The organism is Massilia psychrophila (assembly GCF_002760665.1).
Classification (GTDB): domain Bacteria; phylum Pseudomonadota; class Gammaproteobacteria; order Burkholderiales; family Burkholderiaceae_D; genus JAFCUW01.
Genome location: NZ_PDOB01000002.1, coordinates 235,314 through 247,557, shown reverse-complemented (window position 1 = coordinate 247,557; position 12,244 = coordinate 235,314). Strand labels below are relative to the sequence as shown.

The 12,244-nt window shown below is 64.3% G+C and carries 11 protein-coding genes and 1 other RNA gene; 11 read left to right on the top strand and 1 reads right to left on the bottom strand.

Going from position 1 to position 12,244, the window contains the following annotated elements:
* The 4 genes from CR103_RS24040 to glpK all read left to right on the top strand — a co-directional run.
* The coding region (locus CR103_RS24040) for an integrase core domain-containing protein (RefSeq protein ID WP_143752502.1) at window positions 1-308 on the top strand (308 nt) is incomplete at its 5' end.
* A 78-nt stretch (window positions 309-386) separates the two neighbouring features.
* The gene (locus tag CR103_RS02930; protein ID WP_143752501.1) at window positions 387-1,175 is read left to right on the top strand and encodes a hybrid sensor histidine kinase/response regulator; all 789 of its coding nucleotides are present in this window, start codon (window positions 387-389) and stop codon (window positions 1,173-1,175) included.
* 85 nt (window positions 1,176-1,260) lie between these two features.
* An RNA gene (rnpB, locus tag CR103_RS02925) (RNase P RNA component class A) lies at window positions 1,261-1,600 on the top strand.
* Window positions 1,601-1,661: 61 nt separating this feature from the next.
* A complete protein-coding gene (glpK, locus tag CR103_RS02920; RefSeq protein WP_099914525.1) occupies window positions 1,662-3,167 on the top strand; it encodes a glycerol kinase GlpK in 1,506 nt (501 codons plus the stop codon).
* A gap of 31 nt (window positions 3,168-3,198) precedes the next feature.
* Here the strand turns inward: glpK and CR103_RS02915 are convergent, their stop codons facing one another.
* On the bottom strand, window positions 3,199-4,149 hold the full coding sequence (locus CR103_RS02915) for an AAA family ATPase (RefSeq protein ID WP_099914507.1): 951 nt from the start codon (window positions 4,147-4,149) through the stop codon (window positions 3,199-3,201).
* 454 nt (window positions 4,150-4,603) lie between these two features.
* On the opposite strand from CR103_RS02915, the gene mraZ reads away from it, so the two are divergent.
* From mraZ to mraY, 7 genes are read left to right on the top strand one after another with little or no spacing between them, the layout of a single operon-like run.
* Complete coding sequence (gene mraZ, locus CR103_RS02910) at window positions 4,604-5,032, top strand: division/cell wall cluster transcriptional repressor MraZ (protein ID WP_099914506.1); 429 nt, start codon at window positions 4,604-4,606, stop codon at window positions 5,030-5,032.
* A 25-nt stretch (window positions 5,033-5,057) separates the two neighbouring features.
* Complete coding sequence (gene rsmH, locus CR103_RS02905) at window positions 5,058-6,020, top strand: 16S rRNA (cytosine(1402)-N(4))-methyltransferase RsmH (protein ID WP_370659415.1); 963 nt, start codon at window positions 5,058-5,060, stop codon at window positions 6,018-6,020.
* Window positions 6,017-6,289: a cell division protein FtsL gene (gene ftsL, locus CR103_RS02900; RefSeq protein WP_099914504.1), complete on the top strand. Its 273-nt coding sequence runs from the start codon at window positions 6,017-6,019 to the stop codon at window positions 6,287-6,289. The genes rsmH and ftsL overlap by 4 nt, the downstream gene beginning before the upstream one ends.
* Entirely contained in the window at window positions 6,286-8,067 is a 1,782-nt protein-coding gene (locus CR103_RS02895) for a peptidoglycan D,D-transpeptidase FtsI family protein (protein ID WP_099914503.1), read from the top strand. The genes ftsL and CR103_RS02895 overlap by 4 nt, the downstream gene beginning before the upstream one ends.
* Window positions 8,068-8,069: 2 nt before the next feature.
* Complete coding sequence (locus CR103_RS02890) at window positions 8,070-9,647, top strand: UDP-N-acetylmuramoyl-L-alanyl-D-glutamate--2,6-diaminopimelate ligase (protein ID WP_370659414.1); 1,578 nt, start codon at window positions 8,070-8,072, stop codon at window positions 9,645-9,647.
* Entirely contained in the window at window positions 9,647-11,044 is a 1,398-nt protein-coding gene (locus tag CR103_RS02885) for a UDP-N-acetylmuramoyl-tripeptide--D-alanyl-D-alanine ligase (protein ID WP_099914502.1), read from the top strand. Before CR103_RS02890 ends, CR103_RS02885 begins: the two co-directional genes overlap by 1 nt.
* A gap of 1 nt (window position 11,045) precedes the next feature.
* Window positions 11,046-12,215 carry a phospho-N-acetylmuramoyl-pentapeptide-transferase gene (gene mraY / locus CR103_RS02880; RefSeq protein WP_099914501.1) on the top strand — a complete coding sequence of 390 codons (1,170 nt, stop codon included), beginning with the start codon at window positions 11,046-11,048 and terminating at the stop codon, window positions 12,213-12,215.
* Window positions 12,216-12,244: the final 29 nt, after the last annotated feature.

Genomic DNA, 12,244 nt, shown 5'->3' with positions numbered 1-12,244 from the left:
AATACCGACCCAGCTTCCCGGCCCGGTTCCAGTCGATCGAGGAGGCACGATCCTTCTGCCAAACGTTCTTCGCCTGGTATAACAACGAACATCGCCACTCCGGCATCGGCTACGTGACGCCGGCGGCAATGCACGCAGGCGTTGCTACCGCGATCTACGATCAGCGCGCAATCGTTTTGCAAGACGCCTTTATACGCCATCCCAACCGATTCAAACATCGGCAGCCACGCCCGCCCGCATTGCCAACTGTGGCCGGCATTAACATGCCAAAACCGGCACCGGAAAGCGGGGGAAATACAGAGAATTAGACACTAAACTCATCAATTTTATTGTCTCAAAGTGATTGACACATTCCGCAGGCGCGACGCCACCACCTGACGTTGGACATGCCTGACAATGCAACGACGGTCATGGGCGACCAGCAGCGACTGGTCCAGGTCGTTGCGAACATCCTCAATAACTCGGCGAAATACACCAACGAAGGCGGTGCCATCAGGCTGCACATCAGCGTGGATGAATCGACCATCCTGATCGCCATCAGCGACAACGGCGTTGGCATGGCGCCGGAGCTGGCGTGCCGCGCATTTGAACTTTTCACGCAAGCCGAGCGCACTTCCGACCGGTCGTCGGGCGGGCTGGGGCGGGGACTGTCGCTGGTCAAAAGCCTGGTCGAACTTCATGCCGGATCGGTCAGCTGCCACAGTCCGGGAATCGGCGCAGGCAGCACCTTTACGGTGCGCTTGCCCCGGCTACACCACGACAGCATCGGTCATGCGTTGCCGCAAGCGGACGTGGTGGCCACAGCGCCACTCACGGCGTTGCGCGTTCTGGTAGTGGACGACAATGTCGACGCCGCGGCAATGCTCGAGTTGTACCTGCACACTGCCGGCCATCATGTGCTGGTCGAACATCGCTCAGTTTTGGCGCTCGAGCGCGCGCGGCAGTCAGGGCCGCAAGTTTGCCTGATCGATATCGGGCTGCCGGAAATGGATGGGAACGAGCTCGCCAGACGGCTGCGCAGCGACCCTCGCACTGCCAACGCGATGTTAATTGCAATCACCGGCTATGGACAGGAGAGTGACCGCAATCGGGCCCTGGCTGCCGGTGTCGACCATCATATGGTCAAGCCGGTCGATATGGAAAACCTCGAATCGATTTTGGCTTCCATTCACTAGGCGTTTCACCCGGTCAGGCAGTCGCGGCCCGACTGTGGCGGGTTTTCGCGGTGCTCCCTGCTATTGCGCGCTATAATCATGCCGTGATGCAGGCCAAGACAGTCGCTGGCTGGCGCGTAATGCGTCGGCGGGAGGAAGGTCCGGACTCCATAGAGCAGGGTGACGGTTAATGGCCGTCCGCCGAAAGCCGCAAGGTATAAGGCGAGGAACAGGGCCACAGAGACGAGCGTATTAAGTTACGGTGAAACGCGGTAACCTCCACCTGGAGCAATCCCAAATAGGCACGCGTTGAGGCGGCTCGCGGAGCGTGCGGGTAGGGAGCTTGAGCGCAGGAGTAATTCTGCGCCTAGAGGAATGGCTGTCATAGCGGGTGTTCGCAAGGGCAACCGCCGTAACAAAATCCGGCCTATCGGCCTGCTTCACTTCTGAATATACGACCCCGGGGGGCGCTCGCGGGCCACTGCGGGGTTGCGCATGAAACAGCGCTTGAAACAATACATCCTCGCCCTCGACCAGGGCACCACCAGTTCGCGCGCGGTCCTGTTCGACCGGGACGGGCGGTTATGCGGCAGCGTTCAGCAGGAATTTCCTCAACATTTTCCGCAGCCGGGATGGGTCGAACACGACCCCATCGACATCTGGAACAGCCAGCTCGCTTGCGCGCGCCGGGTGCTTCAGGATACCGGCGTGGCGGCTGCCCAGGTGGCCGGCATCGGCATCGCCAACCAGCGCGAAACGACCGTGCTGTGGGACCGCGCCACCGGCTTGGCCGTAGCGCCGGCCATCGTCTGGCAGGACCGCCGCACGGCCGACGCTTGCGAGCGCCTGCGCGCCCAAGGCCATGCCGGCCTGATCGGGCATATCACCGGGCTCGAACTGGACGCCTATTTTTCCGCCACCAAGCTGGCCTGGCTGCTCGATAACGTGCCCGGTGCGCGCCGGCGCGCCGAGCGCGGCGAACTGGCCTTTGGCACGGTCGACAGCTATCTGGTGTTCAAGCTGACCGGACGCCACGTGACGGACGTTGGCAACGCTTCGCGCACCATGCTTTTTAATATCCACGACCTGTGCTGGGATGCCAGCCTGCTGGCGCTGTTCGATATTCCACCGGCGGTATTGCCGCAGGTCGTAAGCAGCGCGGAAGTGGTGGGTTTTTGCGACCTTGCGTGGTTCGGCCAGCCGATCCCGGTGGCCGGCATTGCCGGCGACCAGCAAGCGGCCACCTTCGGCCAGGCCTGCCATCGCCCGGGCATGGTAAAAAATACCTACGGCACCGGCTGCTTCATGCTGATGAACGCGGGCGTGCGGCCGGTGGCGTCGCGCAACCGGCTGCTGGCAACCGTCGGCTGGCGCATAGGCGGCGCCAGCGCCGATCGCACAGATTACCTGTTGGAGGGCAGCGTCTTCATGGGCGGCGCCACGGTGCAGTGGCTGCGCGATGGCCTGGGCATCATCGAGCGCTCGGCCGACGTCGAAGCGCTCGCGCAGAGCGTGCCCGACAATGGCGGCGTGTTCCTGGTGCCGGCGTTTGCCGGTTTAGGCGCGCCGCACTGGGATCCGTACGCCCGCGGCACCCTGGTCGGCATGACGCGCGGCAGCGGCCGCGGCCACATCGCCCGCGCCGCGCTGGAAGCGATCGCCTACCAAAGCGCGGAAGTGTTGCAGGCAATGCAAAAAGACGCCGCCTGCCCGGTGCTCGAGGTGCGGGCCGACGGCGGCGCCGCGCGCAACGATTTACTGATGCAGTTCCAGGCCGATTTGCTCGGCGTGCCGGTGGTGAGGCCGACGGTGACGGAAACGACGGCGCTCGGCGCGGCCTGGCTGGCCGGCCTGGCGCTCGGATTCTGGCAATCGCGGGAGGAAATTGCTGCCCAGTGGCAGGCCGAGCGCCAGTTCGATCCGGCGATATCGGCCGACCGGCGCGAAGATTTGCTGGCGACGTGGGCGCGTGCGGTGGAGCGCTCGCGTGGCTGGGCGTTGCCTTCGGTCTGAAACTTGGGCGGCAGTCTTGTGTTAAACCCGCTCAAAACCCGATCCGCGCCTTGCCCGGGCCGGGCTTGATACGAATGTCTTCGACCTTGACGTCATCGCGCCCCGCCGCCACCGCGTAGCCCAGGCCGTCGAGCAGGTTTTTGCGCATGTCGCGCGGCGACACCGGGGCCAGCCGGTCGATCACGGCGGCGCCTAAATTGGGCGCGAATTTCCTCAGCCGCAGTTCGGCCAGCAAGCCGCGGTAGATGCGCTGGGCGATGCCGGCGGCTTGCTCAAAGGTCGGCTTGGGCACCTCGTACACCGCCATGCGGTTGAGCAGTGGGGCGGGGATGCCGTCGGTGCTGTTGGCTGTCAGCACCCAGAAAATCTGGCTGGCGTCAATCTCGACGTCGATGAATTCGTCGCGAAAGGCGCGCGAGGTTTCCGGCTCGAGCAGTTGATACAACGCCGCCAGCGGGTCCGACTGCGACGATCCGCTGGCTTTTTCGACTTCATCGAGCAGCACCACCGGGTTGGCATATTGGCCACGCACCAGCCGCTCGGCCACCTTGCCGCATTTCGCCCCTTTCCAGCTGGCCGAGCTGCCGGTGATGACGAAGCCGGCCGACAGTGCGTTCATGCTGATGAGTTCAAACTCGGTCTGCATCACCTTGGCAAGACCGCGCGCGAAGTGGGTCTTGCCGACCCCCGGGTCGCCCAGCAGCAGGATCGGCATCACGTTGAAGCCGCCGTCGCCGGCGTGGGCCAGACCCAGGTAGCGCGTCAGGTCGCCCAGCACTTCACCGAAATTGGGACAGTTTTCGGCTAGCGGCGCCAGCGCCGCGGTGGAGGAAGGGGTGGTGACGAAGCGCTCGGCGCCGGTGTCGAGCATGCGCTCGTAGAACGCCTCGAGCTCGGGGGAGCGGCCTTTGCTGCGCTCGAGCGCGCCCTGGACGCTGGCCAGGTCGTACAACGCACGGGTGCGGGCCAGGGTGATGCTCACGATGGTCTCCTCAAGGAACTCGCGGGCCAGGAAAAAATCGCTGTCGCGGCGCTGTCGAAACGCTTGGCCCTGGCGTCAATCCTACGCCGGACTGCCGGGGCGCGCAATCCTGTGGCGTGCGCGTCGCATGTCGCAGAAATTGGAGTTGAGACATTTATTTTGATTCAGATCAAAGAGCAAATACCCATGCGTACAGATGAGAAGCCACATTCACTGTCTTTTATAAGTACCTAATTTGTCGACGTATTTTTACTTTACGCTACTTCAGGGAAGTGCGCTAAGTCATTGACTTCATTAGTAATTTCCCATTTTCTTGGCGGAAACCGCTTGACCCTTGTTATTGCTTCCTCTAAAGTGGGCGACAGTGTGAAAAAGTGCAGTTTTGTGGGAGGAAATGCAAGCCCGCAGCTTCCTACTCAGCCGATTTATCCAACTCCAACCCAGGGTCCCTATCGTGTTTCAAGGCGCGTCCGCAATCAATCTCGATGCAAAAGGCAGGATGTCGATCCCTGCCAGGCACCGTGACGCGCTCGCCGTCCAGTGCGAGGGTCGCCTCACCTTGACCCGTCATCCGCATGGCTGCCTGCTGTTTTTTCCGCGCCCGGTGTGGGAATCGCACCGCGAGCAGATCTCGGCGTGGCCGATGTCGGCCCGTGCCTGGCAGCGCATTTTCCTCGGTAATGCCTGCGACGTCGAGATGGATTCGGCCGGCCGCATCCTGATTTCGCCGGAGCTGCGCGCCGCCGTCGGCTTGGCCAAGGACGTGATGTTGCTGGGCATGGGTTCGCACTTCGAAATCTGGGATGCCGCCAAGCTGAACGACAACGAGCAGGAAGCGGTTGCCGGCGGCATGCCCGATGTACTCTCCAACTTTTCTTTCTGAGGCGGCCACGATGACGAATGTGGCGATGCCTGAATTTGCGCATCGGACGGTGCTGCTGGACGAAGCGGTCGATGCCCTCGATGTTGGCGGCGCGCGCGCTGACGGCGTCTATATAGACGGCACCTTCGGGCGTGGCGGCCACAGCCGCCTGCTGCTATCTCGGCTGGGCGCCGGCGCACGCCTGTTCGGCTTCGACAAGGACTTGCAGGCGATCGCCACCGCTGCCCGCATCGACGATCCGCGCTTTGCCATCATCCACGACAGCTTTGCTACCATGCGCACCGCGCTGGCCGCGCGCGGCGTGTTGCATGTCGACGGCATCCTGCTCGACCTCGGCATCTCGTCGCCGCAAGTCGATGACGCCGCGCGCGGTTTCAGTTTTCGCAACGACGGGCCGCTCGACATGCGGATGGATACCACGCGCGGCATGTCGGCGGCGCAATGGCTGGCGATCGAGACTGAACAACAACTGGAAAAGGTAATACGCAATTATGGAGAAGAACGGTTTGCTTTTCAGATTGCAAAGGCGATTGTTGCTCGCCGGGCAGTCGAGCCAATTTCAAGCACACGACAGCTTGCCGGTATCGTGGCAAGCGCGGTCAAAACACGGGAAAAGGGCAAGGATCCGGCCACCCGTACCTTTCAGGCTATCCGGATTTTCATTAATCAGGAGCTTGAAGACCTTGCGGCAGGCTTGAGCGAAGCCTACGCCATGCTCGCGCCCGGCGCGCGGATGGCCGTCATCAGCTTTCATTCGCTGGAAGACCGCATCGTCAAGCAATTTTTCGCCAGCAAGGTCAAGGTCGAGCAGCCGGACCGCCGCCTGCCGATCCGCGCGGTCGACCTGCCGCAGCCTTTGATGAAACTGGTCGCCAAGATGAAGCCGTCGGACCAGGAAGTGGCACTCAACCCGCGCGCGCGTTCGGCCGTGATGCGCGTGGCCGAGCGGCTGCCTGCTGGCCCAAGCGCGGCAAAAGGCGCCCGATGAACGGCAAGATCAACATCGTGCTGTCGGCGGCGCTGGTGGTGTGCGCGCTGTCGGTGGTCAAGGGCCAGTACCAGGCGCGCCACCTGTTCAGCGACCTCGAGATCATCCAGCAGCAGGCGCGCCAGCTCGACATCGACTGGGCCCAGCTCCAGCTCGACCAATCGACTCTGGGCAAGAACGCCCGCATCGAACAGATTGCCCGCACCGAGCTGAACATGACGCCGCTGACGCCCGCCCGCACCCAGTACCTGACGGAAGCGGCCAAATGAAGCGCACCGGCAACGGCGCGCGGATGGCCGCCCCGCGTGTGGCCGCTTCGAAAGGGGTGGCGTTTTCGAAAAGCCCGGTGCTGGCGGTACGCCTGCCGACCTGGCGTTCGCGCGTGGTGCTGTTCGCGCTGTTTGCCGCGTTCGCCGCGCTGGCCGGGCGCGCGCTGTGGCTGCAGGCGATGTCGACCAGCTTCCTCCAGCAGCAGGGCAAGAGCCGCTACGAGCGCGTGCTCGAGCTGCCGGCCACACGCGGCAAGATCATGGACCGCAACGGCCAGGTGCTGGCGTCGTCGCTGCCGGTCAAGGCGGTATGGGCGATTCCCGACGACGTGCTGGCAGAGCCGCCGGCCAAGCTGCGCGCGCTGGCGAAACTGCTGGAAATGCCGGAAGCGGATCTGCGCAAAAAGCTCGACTCCGACCGCACCTTCGTCTACCTCAAGCGCCAGGTCGAGATGGACGTCATCGACCAGATCGACCAGCTCGACATCGACGGCCTCGACACCCGCAAGGAATACAAGCGCTTCTATCCGCAGGGCGAAGTGATGACCCACCTGGTGGGCTTTACCAACGTCGAAGACGTCGGCCAGGAAAGCATGGAACTGGCGCAGCAGAAGACACTGGTGGGCGCCACCGGCAGCCGCCGCGTGATCAAGGACCGTCTTGGCCGCATCGTCGAAGACGTCGGCCTGTCGAAGGAGCCGCACGACGGCCGCGACCTGACCTTGTCGGTCGACAGCAAGCTGCAGTACATCGCGTACACCAGCATCAAGGAAGCGGTGCAGAAATTTAACGCCAAGGCCGGCGCCGCGGTGGTGCTCGACGTGCACACCGGCGAAGTACTGGCGCTGGCCAACTGGCCGACCTACAATCCGAACGACCGCAGCAAGCTGACCGGCGAGCAGCTGCGCAACCGCGTCATCACCGACACGTTCGAACCAGGTTCCACCCTCAAGCCGTTCACGGTGGCGCTGGCGCTCGAGACCAAACGGGTGACCCCGAATACCCTGTTCGACACCACCACCAGCGGGCGTTTCGTCATCGGCGACCGTACCATCCGCGATACGCACCCGCACGGCGTAATCGACGTCACCACCATCATCCAGAAGTCGTCCAACATCGGCATGTCGAAAATGGCGTTGGCGATGCCGCCGCAGGAAATGTGGGAAATGTTTACCAAGTCGGGCTTTGGCCAGGCGCCGCGCTTCGGCTTTCCGGGCGCGGTGGCCGGCCGCGTGCGCCCTCACAAAGCCTGGCGTCCGGTCGAGCAGGCCAACATGGCGTTCGGCCACGGCATCTCGGTGTCGCTGCTGCAGCTGGCACGGTCCTACATGATCTTCGCGCGCGACGGCGACATCATCCCGCTGTCGTTCCAGAAGGTGACGGAAAAGCCGGTCGGTCAGCAGGTCATTTCGGCCAAGACCGCCGCCGAAATACGCGTCATGCTGGAGACCGTGGTCGGCCCCGGCGGCACCGCGTCCCGGGCCCAGGTGCCTGGCTACCGGGTCGGCGGCAAGACCGGCACTGCGCAAAAACTCGTCAACGGCCGCTATTCGCAGACCAAGTACATCGGCTCCTTCGCCGGCATCGCGCCGATGTCGAACCCGCGCTTCATCATCGCCGTCATGGTCGATGAGCCGAGCGGCGCCGTCCATACCGGCGGCGGCGTGGCGGCGCCGACGTTCGCGGCGCTGGCGGCGAACGCGCTGCGCGCGGCCAACGTGCCGCCTGACTCGACGGTGACGGAGATCATCATCCCCGAACATCCGCTGGAGGAGTAACGATGGATGCCATGATCGACATCAGTGCAATTCGAGACATCAGCCAGTCGATTCGCCAGGCCGCGCCGCAAGGCCGGCTTGCATCCGATTCGCGCCTGGTCAAGCCAGGCGACGTATTTTTCGCCTATCCGGGCGCAGCCGGCGACGGCCGCGCCTATATCGGCGCCGCCATCGCGCAGGGCGCGGCGGCAGTCGTTTTCGATCCTGCCGGTTTTGCCTGGGACGCGGCCTTGGACTCAGCCCGAGCGGTGCCGCACTTCGCTGTTGCGGGTCTGAAACAGGCTGCCGGCCCGATCGCCCATGCCTTTTACGCCATGCCCGATGCGGCGATGTTTACCGTCGGCGTCACCGGTACCAACGGCAAGACCTCGTGCGCGCTGTGGTTCGGCCAGGCGATGGCGCGCCTGGGCAGCCCGACGGCGGTGATCGGCACGCTGGGCGTGGGCCTGTTCAAGGGGCGCAGCGAAGCGCAATTCGACGTCACCGGCTACACCACCCCCGACGCGGTGCTGCTGGCCGGTAAACTGGCCGCCATGAAGAGCGCCGGCGCCAACGCGCTGGCTATCGAGGTGTCGTCGATCGGCCTCGAACAGGGCCGCGCGCTGGGCATGCATTTCGACGTCGCGCTGTTTACCAACCTGACGCGCGACCATCTCGACTACCATGGCGACATGGCGCGCTACGAAGCGGCCAAGGGCAAGCTGTTCGAGTGGCCGGGTTTGAAGACGGCCGTGCTGAACCTCGACGACGCGGCCGGCCTGCGCCTGCTGACACGGTTGCAGGCAACAGCGGGCCTGGGCGAGGGCGAGGCGCCCGCGCTGATCGGCTACACCTTGCAGGACGCGGCAGTGCAACCGGACATGCCTGGCGTCGCCATGCTGCGCGCCTCGCAATGCCGCAGCCGCCATTCGGGCACCGATTTCCACCTCGAGTCGGCGTACGGCGCCGCCACCATCAAGACGCAGCTGGTCGGCCTTTTCAACATCAGCAACGTGCTGGCGGTGCTGGGCGCCTTGATGGCCAAGGGCGTGGCGCTGCGCGCTGCCGTCGACGCCATCGAAGCGTTGACGCCGGCGCCGGGGCGCATGCAGCAGGTTGGCGGTCAGGATGCGCCGATGGTGGTAATCGACTACGCCCACACGCCGGACGCGCTCGAAAAGACGCTGCTGGCGTTGCGCCAGGTGGCCCGCGAGCGCGGCGGCCAGCTGTGGTGCGTGTTCGGCTGCGGCGGCGAGCGCGATCCGGGCAAGCGGCCGCAGATGGGCGCCATTGCCCAGATCGCCGAGCACGTGCTCGTCACCAGCGACAATCCGCGCGGCGAAGAGCCGCAAGCGATCATCGCCGCCATCGTCGCCGGCATGCAGCCGTCGCGCCCGGGGTCGAACTTCCAGGCCATCGAAGACCGCGCCGCCGCAATCTTGTCGGCCGTCAAGCACGCCGCCAAAGCGGACGTGATCCTGCTGGCCGGCAAGGGCCACGAGCCGTACCAGGAAATCAAGGGCCGCAAGATGCCGTTTTCCGACGCCGACCATGCCGCGCTGGCACTGGCCGCGCGCGTTACCAAGATGAGGACGAATTGATGCGCGCAACACTGGCACAACTGGCGCTGGCGCTGACCGGTGCCCGCTTGACGACGGCGGACGACACGCTGTTCGAAGGCGTCACCACCGATAGCCGCAACGTGCTGCCGGGCGCACTGTTCGTCGCCCTGCGCGGCGAGCATTTCGACGGCCACGACTTCCTGCCGCAGTTGGTCGAAAACACGGTGGCGGCGGTGATTGCGGAGCAGCTGCCGCCAGGCTGGACGCTGCCGGCCATCATCGTGCCCGATACCTTGACCGCGCTCGGCCAGGCCGGCCACTTCTGGCGCGCGAAATTTTCCATTCCGCTCATCGCTGTCGCCGGCAGCAACGGCAAGACCACGGTCAAGGAAATGATCGCGGCGATCCTGGCCGCGCAGTACGGCGAAGACGCCCGCCTGGCCACCCTCGGCAACCTCAATAACGAGATCGGCGTGCCGCTGACGCTAATGCGCCTGCACGGCGCACACCGGGCAGCGGTGGTCGAACTGGGCATGAACCATCCGGGTGAGATCGCGCGCCTGGCGGCGATCGCCGCGCCGACCATCGGCCTGGTCAACAACGCCCAGCGCGAACACCAGGAATTCATGCACACGGTGGAAGCGGTCGCGCTCGAAAACGGCGCCGTGCTGGCCGCACTGCCGTCAAACGGCGTTGCGGTCTACCCGGCCGACGACGTCTACACCCCGTTGTGGGCGGACCTGGCCGGCATTTGCCGCAGTTTTACTTTTGGACTGGACGCCGGCGCCAACGTCAGCTGCAGCCACCAGGCAAGCGGCTTCGGCAGCGAACTGGCGGTGACGGTACGCATCGACGGCGCCCAGCAGCAGTTCAACATCAAGCTGGCTGCCGCCGGCATCCACAACGTGCGCAACGCGTTGGCGGCGATCGCCTGCGCGACGGCGGCCGGCATCAAACCGGACGCCATCGTGCGCGGGCTCGAAGCGTTCGCGCCGGTGGGCGGCAGACTGCAGCACAATAGGGCTGTGAGCGGGGCATCGATTATCGATGACAGCTACAATGCGAACCCCGATTCGGTCCGCGCCGCCATCGACGTGCTGGCGCAAGCGGGCGCGCCGCGCCTGCTGGTGCTGGGCGACATGGGCGAAGTCGGCACTCAGGGCCGGCAGTTTCACGAAGAAATCGCCGCCTACGCCGTGGCCAGCGGCATCGAACGGGTGCTGGTGACGGGCGAATTGACGCGCCATATGATCGGCGCGCACGGCGCCGGCGTACAACATTTTGAACAGCTCGACGAATTATTGGCGGCACTCGATACTGCATTGGGTAGCAAATCTGACGCGACTGTGTTGGTGAAGGGCTCGCGTTTCATGAAGATGGAACGCGTGGTCCGACACCTGCTTGGATCACAAAACACTAGCAAGGAAGCCCACTGACATGCTGCTCTGGCTCGCACAATTTTTTCAGCAGGATTTAGGTCCGCTGCGTATTTTTAATTTCATCACGTTCCGCGCGGTGTTCGCCACCATTACCGCGGCATTAATCGGCCTGGGCTTCGGTCCTTTCGTGATCCGCTGGCTGACCCGCATGAAGGTCGGCCAGGCGGTGCGCACCTACGGCCCGGAGTCGCACCTGGCCAAGCACGGCACCCCGACCATGGGCGGCGTCCTGATCATCATCTCGATCGGCATTTCGACGTTCCTGTGGTGCGATTTCTCGAACCGCCTGATCTGGCCGGTGCTGGTCGTCACCCTCGGTTTCGGCGCGGTCGGCTGGGCCGACGACTACCGCAAGGTGGTACACAAGGACCCGGAAGGCATGCGCTCGGGCGAAAAATACTTCTGGATGTCGCTGATCGGCGTTGCCGCGGCGCTGTACCTGGCGTTTTCGGTGTCGGCGCCGTCCACCGCCAAGGTGTGGGAGCTGTTCTACGCGTGGGTGCGCTCCGGCTTCTCAATGGCGTTGCCGCCGAAGGCCGACCTGATCGTGCCGTTCGTGAAAACCATCAGCTATCCGCTCGGCGTGTGGGGCTTCATCGCGCTCACTTACTGCGTCATCGTCGGCACCAGCAATGCGGTCAATTTTACTGACGGCCTCGATGGCCTGGCGATCATGCCGACCGTGATGGTCGGCTCGGCCCTCGGCCTGTTCGCCTATCTGACCGGCAGCGCCACCTATTCGCGCTACCTGTTCATCCCGCACATTCCGGGCGCCGGCGAACTGCTGATCTTCTGCGGCGCGATGGCCGGCGCCGGCCTGGCTTTCCTTTGGTGGAACGCGCATCCGGCCCAGATGTTCATGGGCGACGTCGGCGCGCTGGCGCTGGGCGGCGCGCTCGGCACCATCGCCGTCATCGTGCGCCAGGAAATCGTCCTGTTCATCATGGGCGGCGTGTTCGTCGCCGAGACGCTGTCGGTGATCATCCAGGTGGCCTGGTTCAAGTTCACCAAGCGGCGCTACGGCGTCGGGCGGCGGGTATTCAAAATGGCGCCGCTGCACCACCACTTCGAACAAACGGGCATGAAAGAGACCAAGGTTGTCGTGCGATTCTGGATCGTGACGATGATGCTGGTGCTGGTCGGCCTGTCCACGCTGAAGCTACGCTGATGACGCTTTTGACGCCAATGACGCCAATG

Coding starts and splice junctions, on each gene's coding strand:
- CR103_RS02930 (WP_143752501.1), top strand. CDS start 387: ATGCCTGACAATGCAACGACGGTCATGGGCGACCAGCAGCGACTGGTC.
- ftsL (WP_099914504.1), top strand. CDS start 6,017: ATGAACGGCAAGATCAACATCGTGCTGTCGGCGGCGCTGGTGGTGTGC.
- CR103_RS02885 (WP_099914502.1), top strand. CDS start 9,647: ATGCGCGCAACACTGGCACAACTGGCGCTGGCGCTGACCGGTGCCCGC.
- rsmH (WP_370659415.1), top strand. CDS start 5,058: ATGCCTGAATTTGCGCATCGGACGGTGCTGCTGGACGAAGCGGTCGAT.
- mraY (WP_099914501.1), top strand. CDS start 11,046: ATGCTGCTCTGGCTCGCACAATTTTTTCAGCAGGATTTAGGTCCGCTG.
- CR103_RS02890 (WP_370659414.1), top strand. CDS start 8,070: ATGGATGCCATGATCGACATCAGTGCAATTCGAGACATCAGCCAGTCG.
- CR103_RS02895 (WP_099914503.1), top strand. CDS start 6,286: ATGAAGCGCACCGGCAACGGCGCGCGGATGGCCGCCCCGCGTGTGGCC.